The 17,487-nt window shown below is 72.2% G+C and carries 17 protein-coding genes, 1 tRNA gene and 1 pseudogene; 8 read left to right on the top strand and 11 right to left on the bottom strand.

All coding sequences use genetic code 11. The annotated features are described in order from the left end of the window. Nucleotide 1: 1 nt before the first annotated feature. Together ACFZDL_RS31350 and ACFZDL_RS31355 are read left to right on the top strand one after the other, a co-directional pair. Entirely contained in the window at nucleotides 2-511 is a 510-nt protein-coding gene (locus ACFZDL_RS31350; protein WP_353593954.1) for a hypothetical protein, read from the top strand. 81 nt (nucleotides 512-592) lie between these two features. After that, nucleotides 593-1,243: a hypothetical protein gene (locus ACFZDL_RS31355; protein WP_353593953.1), complete on the top strand. Its 651-nt coding sequence runs from the start codon at nucleotides 593-595 to the stop codon at nucleotides 1,241-1,243. A 170-nt stretch (nucleotides 1,244-1,413) separates the two neighbouring features. Here the strand turns inward: ACFZDL_RS31355 and ACFZDL_RS31360 are convergent, their stop codons facing one another. The 5 genes and pseudogenes from ACFZDL_RS31360 to ACFZDL_RS31380 form a co-directional block, all read right to left on the bottom strand. Beyond that, nucleotides 1,414-2,130: an SLATT domain-containing protein gene (locus tag ACFZDL_RS31360; RefSeq protein WP_353594019.1), complete on the bottom strand. Its 717-nt coding sequence runs from the start codon at nucleotides 2,128-2,130 to the stop codon at nucleotides 1,414-1,416. Between the two features lie 215 nt (nucleotides 2,131-2,345). Continuing rightward, entirely contained in the window at nucleotides 2,346-2,669 is a 324-nt protein-coding gene (locus ACFZDL_RS31365; protein ID WP_353593952.1) for a MazG-like family protein, read from the bottom strand. Nucleotides 2,670-2,688: 19 nt separating this feature from the next. Further along, nucleotides 2,689-3,165, bottom strand: a complete 477-nt coding sequence (locus tag ACFZDL_RS31370) for a GNAT family N-acetyltransferase (RefSeq protein WP_353594018.1) — start codon at nucleotides 3,163-3,165, stop codon at nucleotides 2,689-2,691. Nucleotides 3,166-3,189: 24 nt separating this feature from the next. Continuing rightward, nucleotides 3,190-3,771: pseudogene (locus ACFZDL_RS31375) on the bottom strand (DinB family protein); the annotation flags it as partial. A gap of 122 nt (nucleotides 3,772-3,893) precedes the next feature. Beyond that, on the bottom strand, nucleotides 3,894-4,703 hold the full coding sequence (locus tag ACFZDL_RS31380; RefSeq protein WP_353593951.1) for a TioE family transcriptional regulator: 810 nt from the start codon (nucleotides 4,701-4,703) through the stop codon (nucleotides 3,894-3,896). A gap of 58 nt (nucleotides 4,704-4,761) precedes the next feature. On the opposite strand from ACFZDL_RS31380, the gene ACFZDL_RS31385 reads away from it, so the two are divergent. Then, the gene (locus ACFZDL_RS31385; RefSeq protein ID WP_353593950.1) at nucleotides 4,762-5,967 is read left to right on the top strand and encodes an erythromycin esterase family protein; all 1,206 of its coding nucleotides are present in this window, start codon (nucleotides 4,762-4,764) and stop codon (nucleotides 5,965-5,967) included. Between the two features lie 258 nt (nucleotides 5,968-6,225). Here the strand turns inward: ACFZDL_RS31385 and ACFZDL_RS31390 are convergent, their stop codons facing one another. From ACFZDL_RS31390 to ACFZDL_RS31400, 3 genes are read right to left on the bottom strand one after another with little or no spacing between them, the layout of a single operon-like run. Continuing rightward, nucleotides 6,226-7,017 (bottom strand): ABC transporter permease, encoded by a 792-nt coding sequence (locus tag ACFZDL_RS31390; protein ID WP_353593949.1) that lies wholly within the window; start codon nucleotides 7,015-7,017, stop codon nucleotides 6,226-6,228. Continuing rightward, nucleotides 7,014-7,985, bottom strand: a complete 972-nt coding sequence (locus ACFZDL_RS31395; RefSeq protein WP_353593948.1) for an ATP-binding cassette domain-containing protein — start codon at nucleotides 7,983-7,985, stop codon at nucleotides 7,014-7,016. Before ACFZDL_RS31395 ends, ACFZDL_RS31390 begins: the two co-directional genes overlap by 4 nt. A gap of 31 nt (nucleotides 7,986-8,016) precedes the next feature. Then, nucleotides 8,017-8,688, bottom strand: coding sequence for a DUF4097 family beta strand repeat-containing protein (locus ACFZDL_RS31400; RefSeq protein WP_353593947.1), 672 nt, complete (start codon nucleotides 8,686-8,688; stop codon nucleotides 8,017-8,019). Nucleotides 8,689-8,911: 223 nt separating this feature from the next. On the opposite strand from ACFZDL_RS31400, the gene ACFZDL_RS31405 reads away from it, so the two are divergent. Further along, complete coding sequence (locus ACFZDL_RS31405; RefSeq protein WP_353593946.1) at nucleotides 8,912-9,655, top strand: helix-turn-helix domain-containing protein; 744 nt, start codon at nucleotides 8,912-8,914, stop codon at nucleotides 9,653-9,655. A 78-nt stretch (nucleotides 9,656-9,733) separates the two neighbouring features. Here ACFZDL_RS31405 and ACFZDL_RS31410 read toward each other — a convergent pair whose 3' ends face one another. Beyond that, nucleotides 9,734-10,375: a nucleotidyltransferase domain-containing protein gene (locus ACFZDL_RS31410; protein WP_353593945.1), complete on the bottom strand. Its 642-nt coding sequence runs from the start codon at nucleotides 10,373-10,375 to the stop codon at nucleotides 9,734-9,736. Between the two features lie 86 nt (nucleotides 10,376-10,461). Between ACFZDL_RS31410 and purD the strand changes: the two genes are divergently transcribed. The 4 genes from purD to ACFZDL_RS31430 all read left to right on the top strand — a co-directional run bounded on the left by purD (nucleotide 10,462) and on the right by ACFZDL_RS31430 (nucleotide 16,619). After that, entirely contained in the window at nucleotides 10,462-11,742 is a 1,281-nt protein-coding gene (purD, locus tag ACFZDL_RS31415; protein ID WP_353593944.1) for a phosphoribosylamine--glycine ligase, read from the top strand. Between the two features lie 315 nt (nucleotides 11,743-12,057). Further along, a complete protein-coding gene (locus ACFZDL_RS31420) occupies nucleotides 12,058-13,920 on the top strand; it encodes a hypothetical protein (RefSeq protein ID WP_353593943.1) in 1,863 nt (620 codons plus the stop codon). A gap of 196 nt (nucleotides 13,921-14,116) precedes the next feature. Beyond that, nucleotides 14,117-15,604 carry a N,N-dimethylformamidase beta subunit family domain-containing protein gene (locus tag ACFZDL_RS31425; protein ID WP_353593942.1) on the top strand — a complete coding sequence of 496 codons (1,488 nt, stop codon included), beginning with the start codon at nucleotides 14,117-14,119 and terminating at the stop codon, nucleotides 15,602-15,604. A gap of 94 nt (nucleotides 15,605-15,698) precedes the next feature. Continuing rightward, nucleotides 15,699-16,619: a phosphoribosylaminoimidazolesuccinocarboxamide synthase gene (locus ACFZDL_RS31430; RefSeq protein ID WP_353593941.1), complete on the top strand. Its 921-nt coding sequence runs from the start codon at nucleotides 15,699-15,701 to the stop codon at nucleotides 16,617-16,619. A gap of 46 nt (nucleotides 16,620-16,665) precedes the next feature. Here the strand turns inward: ACFZDL_RS31430 and ACFZDL_RS31435 are convergent. Beyond that, a tRNA-Gly gene (locus ACFZDL_RS31435) sits at nucleotides 16,666-16,738 on the bottom strand. A gap of 116 nt (nucleotides 16,739-16,854) precedes the next feature. Further along, nucleotides 16,855-17,481 (bottom strand): alpha-ketoglutarate-dependent dioxygenase AlkB, encoded by a 627-nt coding sequence (locus tag ACFZDL_RS31440; protein WP_353593940.1) that lies wholly within the window; start codon nucleotides 17,479-17,481, stop codon nucleotides 16,855-16,857. Between the last annotated feature and the right edge of the window lie 6 nt (nucleotides 17,482-17,487).

Consider the following 17,487-nt stretch of genomic DNA (forward strand, 5'->3'; position numbering starts at 1 on the left):
CATGCGGGACGACGAGCTGGAACGGGAGGCGGCGCGGCTGCTCTCCCCCCTGCGCGGTCTTGAACCGGGCCCCGGGGCACCGGGGGTGGACGTGGCCGGGGCCGTACGGCGCGGCCGGCGGCGGGTGCGGGCGCGCCGGGCGGCGCTGCCGGTGGCCGCGGGGCTGGTCGTCGCGCTGGTGGCCGTGGCGCTGGCCGTGGCCGTACGCGTCCTGCCCGGCGGCCGCGGCGCCCCGCCCGCGGGCCCGGGCCCGGTCGGCCCTGTGCAGACGACGACCGTGGACCAGAGCCCGACGTCGTCGCCGACCCAGCCCCCGGAGACGTCGTCCTCGTCGCCGAGCGGATCGCCGAGTGGAACGCCGAGTGGATCGCCGTCGCCGCGCGGATCGTCGGGCGCGCCGACGGACACGGCGTCGGGCACACCGTCGGGCACGGCGTCGGGCACGGCGAGGGGCGCGTTCACATCACCGGCGAGCCCGTCCTGGACGACATCCACCACCGCGCCCCCCTGACGTACAGGGCTCTTCGCGCGGCGTACGGGGAGCATTACGCTGGGCCGACCACCGACCGTACGGATACGAGAGTGAGATCGCGTGGCATGTGACCTCTGGCTGGTCCCCCTCGTCGATGTGCTGTGTCACAGCCCCGACAACCCCTTCGCGGAGGAGATCGCGGCGTACGACAAGGCGCTCGGTGAAGCCGGACTGCCGCCCGTGCCCGTCTTCGGCTATATGCCGGGCCTGTCCGGGGACGTCGCCCCGGTCGCGGCCTTCGACTACGACGCCCTGCACTTTCTGCGCCGCGCCCATCTGCTGCAGGTCTGCGGGCTGGCTGTCACGCCGGTGGACGAACTCGGCGGGGACTACGAACAGTTGCTGGAGATGTTCGAGCCCACGGCCCGGCAGTCGCATCTGGTGTGGCACTACGACCACGCCGGCGCCTATGTCCCCGTCGACTTCGAACACCCGCTGTCCAACGACGAACTCCTCGAGGGCGGCGGCCCCCTGGGGTCGAGCCACGGCCTGCTGAGAGAGCTGGAGGCGGTCGCCCCGGCCCTCGGTATCGACCCCGCCAACCCCCCGGCCACCCCCGCGCCCCCGGCCCGCCCCACCACCCTGGAGGAACCGGCGGCGCCGATTCCGTACGAGGACAGTCCGTTCGCCCGTGAGCGCCATGTCTGGCTGGGCCTGCACGCGGCGGCGACGCGCAGCCTGGCCCAGGGCTCGATGATCGTCTTCAGCTAGACGCCCCTCTCCGTGCCGGTCCCGCCCGCCGGGCAGGACCGGCACGGAGGTACGGGCTCCCTTCGGGCAAGGAGACTGCGCGCGGCGCCGGCGGACCGGCGGTCTGCTCGTGCTCACCAACCGCCGTCTGTACCACGGCCCGTTGAACACCAAGCTGTGAACGCCCTGCGTCAGCGGGGCGGCTCCGGCGGGCGCTGGCGCGGCATGTTGGGGCGGGTGGTCGGCGGCAGCGGGAAGCGGTTCGCGGGGCCTCCGCCCTCCGGGCGGGAGCCCTGGGCCACCAGGGCCTGGGTGAACAGCGGCGCCGAGCCGGAGCCGAAGTCCACCATCCAGCCCGCGGTTTCGGTCCGTACGAGTTCCGACACGTCCTCACAGAAGCGGCGCAGTACGGCGAGGCAGCGCTCCACGGCCTCGGCCGCGGTGCCCTCGGTCGGGCCGAGCACTTCGCGCACGCTCTCCGACGCCCAGTCGAACTGCAGCGCCTCCAGCCGCCGCTGTACGGCCTGCGCCGTCGCCACGTCCCGCATCCACCCCGACGTCAGCCCGAAGAACCGGTCGCACGCCACACACGCGGCGGCGAGCAGCAGCACCAGACAGCCCCACGCGGCCCCGTCGCCCAGCACCCCGTTCAGGTCCAGCAGCGGCAGCGTCGCCCCCACGACCCCCAGCACCGCCGCCCCGATACGCAGCGCCCGCGCGGCCCGCCGCTTCCACACCCGGTCGGCGAGATACCACTCCGCGACCTGCAGAGCCCCGTCCTCAACCCACCGGTACAGCTCGTCGAGGCGCTCGGCGGGCTCCCCCCAGTCGCCGTGCGGGAAGGGCCGGCCGAGCAGGTCTCCCTGCTTCTTCGCGCCCTCCTGCTGAGGAAGCCCCTCGGGCTGCATCTCCGGCTGACTCACCCGTGGCACTCCCTCTGCGGCTTCATGTACTCGCTGCATCTCTCTTGGCGCTCGGCCGATGCGCAACCACCTTACCTACGCCCGAACGGCTGGCTGTGCGGCCAAGATCGCAAGATATCCGCCCGTACGAGGTGCGTCATCCGATAAAAGAGCGTCCGCTGCCTCACCCGAAAGGGTGCCGGGGGCGACCGGCGACGGTCTCACCCCAGCGACCGGCCGGCGACGTACGACACATGCTCCTCGAACCGCTTGCGCGCGTCCGGGGTCAGGCTCGCCAGCGCGACCATGGCGGTCAGGACGACATCGCACAACTCCCGCTCCACGTCCGCCCAGGTGTGGCTCTCCCCCTTGCGCGGATTGCCGCCCATCACGCCATGAATCGCCTCGGCCACCTCCCCCGCCTCCTCGCTGATCTTCAGCACGCGCAGCAGCCGCGCGACCTCCGGCGACATCGCGGCGCTCTCCGCGTCCAGCCATGCGACGAGGCGGTGGACGGTGTCCCAGGGGTCCCAGGTGTGTTCCATGGGCCGCGAAGGTACCGGGTCAGTCGCTCAAGGTGAGCACCACTTCCTCGATCTCCTCACCCCGTGCGTTCGCGTAGCCGCGCTCTCTGCCGGTCACCACGAACCCGCACTTCTCCAGGACCCGGATGGAGCCGACGTTGTCCGCCGCCGCCCGGGCGTACAGCGGCCGCTCCGGCACGACAGCCAGCAGCTCTCGCAGTGCGGCGGTAGCCGCTCCACGCCCCCAGTACTGCCGTCCGATCCAGTACGTGACCTCGCGCTCCTCGGGCGGGCCGAACACCGCGGCGTGCCCGACGATCTCGCCGCTCTCGCCGACGACGGTGCGCAGCATGACCGCCGGGTTCTGGCGGTTCCGCGCCCAGTGGGCGTCGAAAGCGGCGCGGTCCGAGGGGTCCTCGGCGGTGAAGGCCGCCATGTGAATCCCCTCGGGCTCATTGCTCTGGGCCCAGAAGGCGGAGAGGTCACTGTCTCTCACGTCGCGCAGGGTTACCCGCATCACGGCTTCTCCTTGCCGGTTGTGGCCGATTTCCTGGGCGACACGCTCCAGTCGCCCCCGGTACTCCTCCCACCACGACTGCTCGTCCGACGGCATGTTGTCGTTGCCGGCCCGCAGCCCGACGGCCCCGTCGATGAGCTCCCGGACGATGTCGGCGTGCCCGGCGTGCCGCTGGAGGTCGGCGATCACATGCACGAGGATCTGGTCCAGCGTCACCTTGCGCCGCTGCTCCGGCCACCAGGGCACCTGACCGGTCGCGTCGGGGGACAGCGCCTCGATCGTGGCGTCCGCGTGCTTCCATACGCGGTGGTACAGCCCGACGATGTCCTCGCGCGACTCGTCCGCGGTCGCCCACATGTCCGCGTTCGGTTCGGCGTCGTCCGCCATCCAAGGCAGCGGCTCGTCGTACGGCTGCCCGAAGGTGAGGCCGAAGTAGGCCGCCTCCACGCCGGCGGCATGCTTGACCAGCCCCAGGAGGTTGGTGCCCGTCGGCGTCAGCGGGCGGCGGATGTCGTACTCCGAGAGCCCGTCGAGCTTCCACAGCAGGGCTTCGCGGGCGGCGCGCAGGTAGTGGTGAAGGTGGGCCTTCACATTCGATTCCGGCATGCGGGGGAGTGTCGCAGGCGGCACTGACAGCGCGTGTTCCATGGCCGTCGGCCGTCGGCCGTCGGTCGACGTCTCGTCTCGTCTCGTCTCGTCACGGCTCGTCGGTCGGCGACCTGCGCGTCTCATCCGTGTTCGCGCAGATACGTCTCCAACTCGGCCGCCCCTGCCAGCATCGCCCGCCCGCGGGCGGACAGCCGGCCGTGCCAGTCGCGCAGCGCGGCCTCCAGCGGCTCCAGCCCGCCGGCCGCCCGCACCTGGGCGATCAGCGGGGCGATCTGCTCCAGAAGGTAGCCGCCCCGCCTGAGCTGATGGGCCAGCCGGGCGTCCCGTACGGCGGCCTCGTCGTAGACGCGGTACCCGGTCAGAGGGTCGCGGCGCGGGCGCACCAGCCCGGCGCGCTCCCATTTGCGCAGCGTCGCGGGTCGGAGGCCGAGCTCTTCTGCCAGCGGCCCGATGAAGGTGCCGCCGGGTCCGGGTCCGGGCCCGGGTACCGCCGCGCCGGGTCCGGACGCCGCCGCGCCGGGCCCGGGTACCGCCGGGTCGGGCTCGGACGCCGCCAGGGCCGGTTCGGTCGCCGTGGTGGGAGCCAGGTCGCGGAGGGCGCTCTCCACGGCCTGGAGTGTCCGGCGGTCCTCCAGCAGTTGGGCATGGCTCTCGTCGATGAGACGGAACGCCTCGTCGACCGCGCCCTCGTTCACCGCCCGCATGATCGACGTCGCCGTCTGGTGGCCGTGGCCGGGCACCAGGGCGAGGAACGCGTCCAAGGCCCGCGCGTGCAGCGGCGTGTAGGTGCGGTAGCCGTGGGGCGTACGACCGGCGGCCGGAAGGATGCCGGCCTCCTCGTAATTCCTGATCGCCTGCGTGGACAGACCGTGTCCACGCGCCAGATCAACCGGCCTCAGCCGTTCTCCGTTTTGAAGGTTTCTTCCCATGATCCTGCCAATATCGCGGAAAACTCTCAACCGGAGGTTCAACGATACCGTTTAGGGCATGGCTACCGACATCAAGGACACCGCCCATGCCGTCGAGGCCGAAGCCGTGATGAGGCTGCTTCCGGCCCGGCCCCGGGTGCTCGCCCTGGGCGAGCCCACCCACGGCGAGGACGCGCTGCTCGACGTGCGCAACGACCTCTTCCGGCAGCTCGTCGAGCGGGAGGGCTACCGGACGATCGCGATCGAGAGCGACTGCATGATGGGCCTGGTCGTGGACGACTACGTCACCTCGGGCACGGGCACCCTCGACGACGTCATGGAGCGCGGCTTCAGCCACACGTGGTTCAACGCGTCCGCGCCCAACCGTGAACTCGTGCGCTGGATACGGGCGTACAACGAGGACCGGCCCGCGTCCGAACAGCTCCGCTTCGCCGGGCTCGACGGCCCGCTGGAGATGACCGGCGCCGCGAGCCCCCGGCAGGCCCTCACCGCACTCCACGGCTACCTCGCGGCCCAGGTGGACACGGACCTGCTCCCCTGCACCGCCGACACGCTCGACCGCCTGCTCGGCGCCGACGACCAGTGGACCAACCCCGACGCGATGATGGACCCCGCCCAGTCCGTGGGGCAGTCGGCCGAGGCCAGGGAGTTGCGACTGCTCGCCGACGACCTGGTGGCGCTGTTCGAGGAGCAGACGCCGCACCTGATCGCGGCGACCTCGCGGGAGGGCTGGGACCGGGCGCGCCTGTACGGGCGCACCGCCACCGGTCTGCTGCGCTACCACTTCTGGATGGCCGACGCCTCACCGAGCCGCATGGCACGGCTGGGGGCCCTGCGGGGCCGCATGATGGCCGACAACCTCCTCGCCGTCGTCGAACGGGGCCCCGCCCTCATCCACGCCCACAACACCCATCTCCAGCGGGAGAAGAGCACGATCCAGATGTGGGAGGGGCCGGTGGAGTGGTGGGGCGCCGGCGCGCTCGTGAGCGCGCACCTGGCCGAGGGGTACGCCTTCCTGGCCACGGCCCTCGGCACGATCCGGCACCGAGGAGTGGACGCCCCGCCGCCGGACACCCTCGAAGGACTCCTGTACGCGCTCCCGGAGGACCGCTGCCTCATCGACAGCCCCCGCCTGGCCACCGCCCTCGGCGACACGCTGCCCGCACCCCGCGTGTCCCCCTGGTTCGGCTACGCCCCCCTCGACCCGGCCCACCTGACCGGGAACGACGGGATCGTCTTCATCAAGGACGTCCCGCAGGGCTGATGCCCCCGTGTCCTCTGCGGCCCGGCGGCTGGCTGAGCCCCGCCGGTGGCGGCCCGGTGGGCTGGACGGCGACGATGCCTCCGGCGCCCCCTTCCCTTCCCGTTGCCGGCCGCTTTGCGCCGAAGGCGCGAGACGATGCCTGCTCTCGGCAACCGGACCATGCCGCCCAACGGCGGGGCGGCGTACTCCGACGTGGTGTCGGTGTACGCCGCCCTGGGGTGGTTCGGGTTGCGGGGGTGGCCCGCGTGGTCATGGCGGTTATTTCGGGTCGCGGTTGAACACCGCCTTGGACCAGCGGTAGCCGAGTGCTGCCAGGCCGATGGACCAGGCGATGCTGATCCACCCGTTGTTGCCGATCTCGGTGCCCAGGAGCAGGCCGCGCAGGGTTTCGATGGTCGGGGTGAACGGCTGGTACTCGGCGATGGGCTGGAACCAGCCGGGCATGGCGTCGACGGGGACGAAGGTGCTGGAGATCAGTGGCAGGAAGATCAGCGGCATCGCGTTGTTGCTGGCCGCTTCGGCGCTGGGGCTGACCATGCCCATCCCGACCGCGATCCAGGTGAGCGCCAGGGCGAACAGGACGAGCAGTCCGAAGGCCGCGATCCACTCCAGGACCGTGGCGTCGGCGGAGCGGAAGCCGATGGCCACGGCGACGGCGCCGACGAGGACCACGCTGATCACGCACTGCAGGACGCTGCCGATGACGTGCCCGATGAGCACGGAGCCGCGGTGGATGGCCATGGTGCGGAAGCGGGCGATGATGCCTTCGGTCATGTCGTTGGAGACGGAGACCGCGGTGCCGATGGTGGTGCTGCCGATGGTCATCAGCAGCAGGCCTGGGACGAGATATCTGATGTAGTCGGAGCGGTCGGCACTCCCACCGCCGATGCCCGCGCTCATCGCGTCTCCGAAGATGTAGACGAAGAGCAGCAGGAGCATGATCGGGGTGAGCAGCAGATTCAGGGTGAGCGACGGGTAGCGCCGGGCGTGCAGGAGGTTGCGGCGCAGCATGGTGGAGGAGTCGCGTACGGCGAGGGAGAGGGAGCTCATCGGGCGGTCTCCTTGGGCTGGCTCGGCTGAGTGGGCTGGGCGGGCACGGTGGTGCTGGTGAGGGCGAAGAAGACGTCGTCGAGGTCGGGGGTGTGGACGGTGAGTTCGTCGGCCTCGATGCCGGCGGAGTCGAGCCGGTCGAGGATGGAGCGCAGTTCGCGCTGGCTGCCGTCGCTGGGGATCTGCAGGGCGAGGGCTTCGTCGTCGCGGGTGGTCTCGCGCAGTGTGGCGGCGGCGTTGTGGTAGGCGGCCGGGTCGGTGAAGCGGAGCCGGATGTGTCCGCCGGGGATCAGTCGCTTGAGTTCGTCGGCGGTGCCTTCGGCGGCGATTTTGCCGTTGTTGAGGACGGCGATGCGGTCGGCGAGTTCGTCGGCCTCTTCCAGGTATTGGGTGGTGAGGAAGACGGTGGTGCCGCTGGTGACGAGTTCGCGGATGATCTGCCACATGTTGTGGCGGGAGCGCGGGTCCAGGCCGGTGGTCGGCTCGTCGAGGAAGATGATCCGCGGGTTGCCGACCAGGGTCATGGCGATGTCCAGGCGGCGTTTCATGCCGCCGGAGTAGGTGGAGGCGGGCTTCTTCGCGGCCTCGGTGAGGTCGAAGCGTTCCAGCAGCTCGGCGGTGACGCGTCGGCCTTCGTGCTTGGGCAGGTGGTGCAGGTCCGCCATCAGGAGCATGTTCTCCTCGCCGGTGATCAGGCCGTCGACGGCGGAGAACTGACCGGTGACACCGATCGCCGCACGCACGGTGTGCGGGTCGGTGGCGATGTCATGGCCGGCGACCTGGGCCTGGCCGCCGTCGGCGGTGATGAGGGTGGAGAGGATCTTGACGGCGGTGGTTTTGCCGGCGCCGTTCGGGCCGAGGAGGGAGAAGATCGTTCCTTCCGGGACGGCCAGGTCGACGCCGTCGAGGACGGTCTTGTCGCCGTAGGACTTGCGCAGCCCGTTCGCCGCGATGGCCAGGTCGGTCATGAGAGGTGCTCCCCTTTTACTGACTGCGGATCTACAGGCTGCGGGCGGTGATGTCGCCGTAGGCGGTGGTCGCGTGGATGGTCAGGCCGGCGTCGGCGCCGTCGGCGTTCTTGAGCGTGTTGTGGATGCGGCCGTAGGCGGTACCGGCATCCAGGGAGGCGGAGACTCCGCGGGCGGCGCCGATCGAGATCTCGCCGTGCTCGGTGCGCAGGGTGACCGTGCCGCGCACGGCCTCGGCGATGCTCAGGTCGCCCTTCTGGGTGCTGATCTCCGCGGGGCCGCCGAGGCGGCCGACCATGATGTCGCCGGCCTGGAGGGTGAGGCGGGCGCCATCGGTCTCGTCGAGCTTGACCGAGGCCTGCGCGCCCTCGAAGGCGACGTCGCCGAGCCGTCCGACGCCCCGGAGTTCGGCGAGGGCCGCCTTCGCCTCGATGCGGGAGCCGGCGGGCAGCTGGACGGTCACCTCGACGGACCCGGAGTTGCCGAGGACCCGGTTCTTCGCCTCCGGCGCTTCGATCCGCAGGACGCCGTCGCCGTAGGCGACCTCGATCTGCTCCGCGGCCTTCACATCGCGGTCCTTCGAGGCGTCCGCGGGCAGGACCTCGACCGTGGTGTCGGCCCGGTCGGCGGCGATGAACTGGATACGTCCGGCGGGGATGTCGAGGACGGCGGTGACCGGGGCGGGGGTGTCGAACTTCTGCATCGTGTTTTCCTTCGGTTCGTTGTTTCCGACGAGAGAAACGCTATGTTGCGTTCGAGTTTTGAGCAACGTTGTCGTTGCATTAGGTGGATATTTATGCAGGTCAAAGCCTACAAATCGTTGCAACGGTTTTGAATCTAACGCAACAAGCCTCGGCTTGTTCGTTGCAATGATTAGAGAGTGAACGCTATAGTGGGGGACGCCACGGACCACGAAGGAGGCCGCGATGCCGGGAGGCAGACTCACCCAGCAGGAACGCCAGCAGATCGCGCTGGGACTGGCCGACGGCCTCGCCTACGCGGAGATCGCCAGACGCCTCGACCGCCCGACCTCGACGGTCACGCGCGAGGTGATGCGCAACGGCGGCCCCACCGCCTACCGCGCCGACCTCGCCCACCGCGCCACCGAACACCGCGCCCACCGCCGCAGGAGAACCGCGCCCCGGGGATCGGAGGCGCCCGCGCAGGCCCACGGGCGCGACGCCGAGGCGGTGCGCGAGTACGAGGAGACGTTCACCACCGTCTTCATGGCCTCGGGCCTGCCCAAGACGACGGCCCGGGTGCTGACCAGCCTGTACACCACCGACGCCGGCAGCCTCACCGCGTCCGAGCTCGCCCAGCACCTCCAGGTCAGCCCGGCGACCATCTCCAAAGCGATCGCGTTCCTCGAAAGCCAGGGCCTCATCCGCCGAGAGCGCGACGAACGCCGCCGCGAGCACTACGCCGTTGACGACGACGTCATGTACCAGTCCACGGTGGCCGGCGCCCGCGCCACCGCCCACCTCGGCGAGGTCGCCCGGCAGGGCGTCGGCATCCTCGGCCCCGACACCCCGGCCGCCGCCCGCCTCGAAAACATCGCCCGCTTCGTGGACTTCATCTCCGAGAGCATCATCCGCGCCGCGGACCAGGCCCGCGAAGTGCTCCACACGAAACCCGAAACGGCGTCAGACGGCCCAGCCGAGCCGAGTTGAGATCGCTGACTGTTTGTTCGGCTCGGCCGTTGATGGCACCTCAGCGCTGCAAGGGTCCGGTCGCTCTCGTCGGCCGCGTCACTGCCTCGCCAGCTTCGCCAGCCATGGATGCCCGGGATGCGCGCGCTTCAGCCACCCGCTGAGAACGTCGCGCCGCGCCTGGCTCAGCAGCGGCAGGACCCCGCGGAAGTCGGCGTGGTCCTTGGGCCGTGCCGCCTTCGCTTTGAACAGCAGCACCACCTCTGGCACCAGGTACGGGATGCCGTCAGCCGTCCGTTCGATGATCGCGTCGTACGGCAGCCGCAGGCTCTCGTCCCGCCGGCAGATCCACGTCCCGCCCTCGTGCGGCTCGCGGAAGACGTCGAAGAGAAACTGTCCGCTCGCCGGATCCCGCAGCCAGGTCTGGTGCGTGGCCGCGAGCGCCTCAGCTCCCGCCCTTGCCCAGATCCGTCCTGAGCCGACCGCGTCAAACATGTACTCGGGAAAGCGGTCCCGAACCTCCGCGAACCCCGCCGCGGGCACCGCGATCTCCAGATCGCCGTGGGCCCGCGACTTCCCTCCGCGGAACAAATCCAGCGCCCACCCGGCCGCGATGCACCAGGGGGCGCTGATCCCGCCCAACCGCTCCGTGACCTGTTCCGGCCCCCAGGCGTCCGCCCACCGAGCATCCAGTTCGTCCGCGTCGATGACGGCGCCGCCGGGCGGCAGGGGGTCGGCCATCGGAACAACCTACTTCCGTGACCCGCGGGGGCCCGGGCGGGCCCCGGGGCGTAGGGCTCGGGGGGCGAGGCAATAGGCTGCATTCCGTGAAGGTCCTCGTCATCGGCAGCGGCGCCCGCGAACACGCCTTGTGCCGCGCACTCTCCCTCGACCCCGACGTCACGGCTCTGCACTGCGCGCCCGGCAACGCCGGCATCGCGGAGGTCGCCGAGCTGCACACGGTCGACGCCCTCGACGGCGCGGCCGTCGCCGAGCTGGCCGCCTCGCTGGAGGCGGAGCTGGTGGTGGTCGGCCCGGAGGCTCCGCTGGTGGCGGGGGTGGCGGATGTGGTGCGGGAGCGGGGCATCCCGGTGTTCGGGCCGTCCGCGGACGCGGCCCAGCTGGAGGGGTCGAAGGCGTTCGCGAAGGATGTGATGGCGGCGGCGGGCGTGCCCACCGCCCGTGCGTACGTCTGTACGAACGAGGCCGAGATCGACGAGGCGCTGGACGCCTTCGGCGCGCCGTACGTCGTCAAGGACGACGGGCTGGCGGCCGGCAAGGGTGTCGTCGTGACCAGCGACGTCGCCACCGCCCGTGAGCACGCGCTGGCGTGCGGGCGGGTGGTGATCGAGGAGTACCTGGACGGCCCGGAGGTGTCGCTCTTCGCCGTCACGGACGGTGAGACGGTCGTCCCGCTGCAGCCCGCCCAGGACTTCAAGCGCGCCTACGACGGCGACGAGGGCCCGAACACGGGCGGCATGGGCGCGTACTCCCCGCTGCCGTGGGCGGACCCCAAGCTGGTCGACGAGGTGCTGGCGACCGTGCTGCAGCCGACCGTGGACGAGCTGCGCCGCCGGGGGACGCCGTTCTCGGGGCTGCTGTACGCGGGGCTGGCGATCACCTCGCGCGGGGTGCGGGTGATCGAGTTCAACGCGCGCTTCGGCGACCCGGAGACCCAGGTGGTCCTGGCCCGGCTGAAGACCCCGCTGGCCGGTGTGCTGCTGGCCGCCGCGACCGGTCGGCTCGACTCGCTGCCGCCGCTGCGCTGGAGCGAGGGCACCGCGGTGACGGTGGTGATCGCCTCGCACAACTATCCGGGGACGCCCCGCACGGGCGATCCGATCACGGGCCTGGCGGAGGTGGCCGAAAAGGACGGGCCCAAGGCGTACGTCCTGCACGCGGGCACCAAGCAGGACGTTGCGTCGGGTGACGTGGTGAGCGCGGGGGGCCGGGTGCTGTCCGTGACCGCGACCGGCTCCGATCTGGCCAAGGCGCGGGAACGGGCGTACCGCGCGGTGGCCCGGATCGGCCTGGACGGCTCCCACCACCGCTCGGACATCGCCGCCAAGGCGGCGGAGGAGGCCGGAGCCGGGGCGGCGTCGGCCTGAGGCCGCCTGAGGCCTTGAGACCGCCTGGCCCCTTGAGGCCCGGTCGAGAAGTGGTCGAGGAGGGCCTGTAAGCGTCCGGAAAGTTCCTCGAGAAGTTCCCGGTTCTGGCTAAGGCCATTCCATCGGGTGAGCCCTCCCGGCATCCTGCTGACGCACGCGCGGGCCCCAACTAGTGTGCCGCTCAGGCGCGGTGCGGCAACTGGCCCACCGGCATTGCGGCGCGGGCGGCCGGTGCGACAGTGGGGGGAGTAAGGGCAGAACACCGCCGTCGTCCGCTGTTCATTCATCGGCTGGACAGCAGGGGGTGATGGAACCGTGGCAGGTCGGGAAGCAGGCGCGCTTTCAGCGCGCACCCGCGCTCTCGCGGTGCTGCGGATCCGGAGCACCGCGCTCGCGGTCGCGCTCCTCCCGGCGGCGGTCGCCGTCGTGCTGCTGGTCGGCGGGGCCACGGGGCGGCTCGGCGGCTCGCACGGCGAGGAGTGGACCGCCGTCCGCTGGGCGGTGGTCGGCGGGGCCGTGGTGGTCCTGCTGCTGGCGGCGGCCGTGGCCGCCGTGGTGGTGCGGGCCAGACCGGCGCTCAGCCCCACCGTGCCCATCGCCGAGGAGACGGCCCCGGACCTCTACCGCCTCGTCCGCGATCTGGCCGATCGGCTGGAGGTGCCCGCCCCGTCCGCGATAGCGCTCACCCCGGACTGCGACAGCTGGCTGGAGGACCGTACGCATCGGGCGCACGGCGCCAAGAGCAGCGGCGCCAAGAGCAGCGGCGGCATGGGCAGCGCGCCCGCCGGTGCCTCGGTCGTGGGGAGAGCCGAGCGGCGGGGCCCGCAGGCCCCCGTGCTGGTCATCGGCTCGCCGTTCCTGTGGTGGATGCGGGTCGCCGAGCTGCGCGCCCTGCTCGCGCCGGTCGTCGCGGGCACCGGCCCCTCCGTGCACCCGGACATAGCGGCCGCCCGCCGCTTCGTCCGCGGTCTGGACGCCGCTGTCGCCGTCGCCGCCCGGGGCTCCGGGGGCGCTCGAGCCGGGGACACGCGCCGTACGGCCCCAGTCACGGGCCTCGGCCGGACCGTCCGCCGCCCCGCCCTCGCGTTCCTCGGCTGGATCGCCCGGCTGCTGCTGCGCGGCTGCCGGGACCACGCCGCCGAGATGGAGCGGGCCGTCGCCGCGGCCGCCTCCGAGCGCGCCCAGACCGTCGACTACGGTCTGCGGATCGTGGCCCAGGAGCAGGTCGGCCTGGCGTACGCGGGGTGGGACCGGCTGCTGACCAGGGTCGCGCTGCCCGCGTGGCGGATGGGCCGCTGGCCGTCCCGGCTGGACGCGGGCGTGGTCGCGGCCCTCACCGAGCTCTCCCGTCGCGACCGGCTGGCCGAGGGGTTCGCCTCCCGGCTCAGCGAGCGGCCCGCCTGCGATCTGCTGGAGGAGCCGGGGCTGATCGACGAGGCGACGTCCCTGCTGGCCGCCCGGCTGTTCCACGGCGGGCCCAGCGAGCCGGGCCCGGACTGGGCGCCGGTCGACTGGGGCGAGTATCCGGAGGAGGTCGTGGACCGCAAATGGCGCGTGGAGGCCGCCCGCCTGCACCGCGTGCTCGATGAGCAGAACCGCCCCGGCGGCCCCGGACCCGGCCCGGCGTCGCCCCATGAGGGGGCGTCCCCTGAGGCGACGAGCGGCCGGGGCCCGGAGCCCGAGCCCGCCGCGCCCACCCTCGCCCGTGTGATGGACCGGCTCACCGCCGCTCCGGGCCTCGCCCCGACGGGGGAGCTCGGGGAGGAGGTCGCGGCCCGGCTCAGCGTGGAGGTGGCCCGCGAGGAGGCCGTGCACCAGTCCGCCACCCGGGCTGACGGCCCGGCCGGCGCCCGTACGGACCCGGGGGCCGGGCCCGGGGGCGGCGACCCGTGGATCGACGGCTTCGCGCCGCTCTTCCCGCTGCAGTCGCCCCGCACCGGCCGGGAGCTGCTGGCCGACCACGTCACGGCCATGGTGTGCTGCGCCGCCATAGACACCGCGGGCGCGGCGCCGGGGCTCGACTGGCTGGACGGGCCCGCGCTGATGTTCGACGGGCGGCGGCGGGCCGATCTGGCGCACCCGGTGCTGAGCCTGGTCGAGGACGGGGACGCCGAGCCGCTGCGCGCCTGGCTCGGCGAGGTGGGCGTACGGCCGGAGAAGCCGGTCCGGCTGGTGTGACGCCGGGCGCCGGCGCCCGCGCGGCCCCGCGGCCCAGCCCGTGAATCAGGGGCCCGCCCGGATGACACTCGGGCGTGAACGTCCTGGGTCTGGGTTCGGCAAATTCGCGACGATCGGTGATGGATTGAGTGCGTAATGTGATGTGCTGGGGCTGGTGACGACATGCTGCCAGGGGAGGCAGGGAGGGGAGCCATTCGTGGACGCCACGGAACCGGTCAGGCGCTGGGAGTCGGGAGCGCTCGCACACGCGGTGACGGACCCTTTCGGCCAGGGTCCGCTGCCCTGGCTGCGGGGCAGGCAGACGTTCTTCAGCGAGACGGGCCGCCTGGTCCCGTGGTACGTGGACCACGACGCGGCGACGGGAGCCGCCGAGATCGCCGACCCGGGCCCCGGCCATATCCCCTCCACCCGGACCGCCGACGACGTGCACCGCCAGATCAAGGGCTTCACCTCGGCCTCCGCCGCCGCCCCCGGCGAGGCCATCGACTTCCGGATCACCGTCGACCCGCCCCAGCAGTTCAGCGTGGACGTCTACCGCATCGGCCACTACGGCGGCGACGGCGCCGCCAAGATGACCAGCAGCCCGCGGCTGGCCGGTATCGTCCAGCCGCTTCCGCTCGCTGCCGACCGCACCGTCTCCTGCCACCACTGGTGGCTGTCCTGGCGGCTCCAGATCCCCTCGTACTGGAACCCCGGCGCGTATGTCGCCGTGCTGACCACCGCCGACGGCTTCCGCAACCACATCCCCTTCACCGTCCGCGACACCCACCCCGCCGATCTGCTCCTCGTCCTCCCGGACATCACCTGGCAGGCGTACAACCTCTACCCGGAGGACGGCCGGACCGGCGCCAGCCTGTACCACGCGTGGGACGAGCGCGGCCGGCTGCTCGGCGAGTCGCGGGCGGCGGTCACGGTCTCCTTCGACCGGCCGTACGCGGGCGCCGGGCTGCCGCTGCACGTGGGCCACGCGTACGACTTCGTCCGCTGGGCCGAGCGGATGGGCTACGACCTCGCGTACGCCGAGACCCGCGATCTGCACGCGGGCCGCATTGACCCGACCCGCTACCGCGGCCTGGTCTTCCCCGGCCACGACGAGTACTGGTCGGCCCCGCTGCGGCGCAGGGTCGAAGAAGCCCGCGACAGCGGCACCTCGCTGGTCTTCCTCTCCGCCAACACCATGTACTGGCAGGTCGGCCTGGTGCCCTCGCCCTCCGGCCCGGACCGCCTGCTGACCTGCCACAAGCGCCGCGGCCCCGGCCGCTCCGCGCTGTGGCGGGAGACGGCGCCCGAGCAGCAGCTGCTGGGCATCCAGTACGCGAGCCCGGTGCCCGAGCCGACCCCGCTGATCGTGCGGAACGCGAGCCACTGGCTGTGGGAGGCGACCGGCGCCGACGAGGGCGACGCGCTGCCCGGCCTGGTCGCGGGCGAGGCCGACCGCTACTTCCCGCGCACCTGCCTGCCCGCGCATCTGCGCCGGATCCTGCTCGCCCACTCCCCGTACCGGGACGCCGAGGGGGCCGTCCGGCACCAGGACACCTCGCTGTACCGCGCGACCAGCGGAGCCCTGGTGTTCGCCTCCGGCACCTTCGCCTGGACCCCGGCGCTCGACCGGCCCGGCCACACCGACGTACGGGTGCAGCGGGCCACCGCCAACCTCCTGGACCGCATCTGCAAACGGGACTGAAGCCCCAGGCCACGACCGGTGCGCCCCGCTTCGGCCGGGCGGTGGGGCGTGGGGCAGAATCGTGGGGTCTTGGACAAACCCACCAGGAGGAACCGTGTCCGGATTCGTGGAGAAGCCCGAGCCGGTGGAGGTGCCCGGCCTTGTGCATCTGCACACAGGCAAGGTGCGCGACCTCTACCGGAACGAGAAGGGCGACCTCGTCATGGTCGCCAGCGACCGGATGTCCGCCTATGACTGGGTACTGCCGACCGAGATCCCCGACAAGGGCAGGGTCCTCACCCAGCTCTCCCTGTGGTGGTTCGACCAGCTCATCGACGTCGTGCCCAACCACGTCCTGTCCACCGAGGTGCCCGAGGGCGCCCCGGCCGACTGGGCGGGCCGCACGCTGGTGTGCCGGTCGCTGAGCATGTTCCCGGTGGAGTGCGTGGCCCGCGGCTATCTGACCGGCTCGGGCCTGGCCGAGTACCGGGAGAGCCGCACCGTCTGCGGGATCGCCCTGCCCGAGGGCCTGGCCGACGGCTCCGAGCTGCCCTCCCCGATCTTCACCCCGGCGACCAAGGCCGAGGTCGGCGAGCACGACGAGAACGTGCCGTACGAGGAGGTGGCCCGCCGGGTCGGCACCGAGACCGCCGCCCAGCTGCGCCAGGCCACGCTCGCGGTCTACAACCGGGGCCGCGACATCGCGCGCGACCGGGGGATCATCCTCGCCGACACCAAGTTCGAGTTCGGCTACGCGGGCACCGAGGGCGACGCCGACGGGCACGAGCTGGTCCTCGCCGACGAGGTGCTCACCCCCGACTCCTCCCGCTTCTGGCCCGCCGACCAGTGGCAGCCGGGGCGTCCGCAGCCGTCCTTCGACAAGCAGTTCGTCCGCGACTGGCTGACCTCCCCGGCCTCCGGCTGGGACCGCCACGGCGAGCAGCCGCCGCCCCCGCTGCCGGAGGAGATCGTGGAGCGGACGCGGGCGAAGTACGTGGAGGCGTACGAGCGGCTGACCGGCACCCGCTGGTCCTGACCACGACGAAGGCCCTGGCCGGTGCGGCCAGGGCCTTCCTCACACGAGCGGACGACGAGGCTCGAACTCGCGACCTCAACCTTGGCAAGGTTGCGCTCTACCAACTGAGCTACGTCCGCATGCGCCGATCACTTCCGTCCGGATTCGGGACGGATTCCGTCCGGCGCGCCTCCACTATAACCAAACCCGGGACGACGGAACTACCTCGTCCCCCGCGCGGGCCCGGTTCCCGCCATCAGGCCACGTTGTGCGGCCGGAACTGGACGCTGATCCGTGGCCCCGTGGCCCGGGTGCTCTTGGGGATCGCGTGCTCCCAGGTCCGCTGGCAGGAGCCGCCCATCACGATCAGATCGCCGTGCCCGAGCGGATGCCGCACGGTGGCCCCGCCACGCCTCGGACGCAGCGCGAGGTCGCGCGGCGCGCCCACGGACAGGATCGCGACCATGGTGTCCTCGCGCGCGCCCCGGCCGATCCGGTCGCCGTGCCAGGCCACGCTGTCCCGGCCGTCCCGGTAGTAGCAGAGCCCGGCGGTGGTGAACGGCTCGCCCAGTTCGGACGCGTAGTGCGCGGAGAGCGCGGCCCGCGCCTCGTCCAGAACGGGGTGCGGCAGCGGGTCGTCGGCGCCGTAGAAGGCGAGCAGCCGCGGCACGTCCACGACCTGGTCGTACATATGCCGCCGCTCCGCCCGCCAGGGCACCTCGCCGACGAGGTGCGCGAACAGGGCGTCTGCCCCGCTGAGCCACCCGGGCAGCAGATCGATCCAGGCCCCGTCGCCGAGCGCCGTCCTGCGCACAGCGCCCAGCGGGCCGAGACGGATGTCGTCGGCCTGGTCGAAGAGCGAGCCCTGGAGGAACGGGGGCATGGGTCC

The organism is Streptomyces sp. NPDC007917 (assembly GCF_042959105.1).
Taxonomy (GTDB): domain Bacteria; phylum Actinomycetota; class Actinomycetes; order Streptomycetales; family Streptomycetaceae; genus Streptomyces.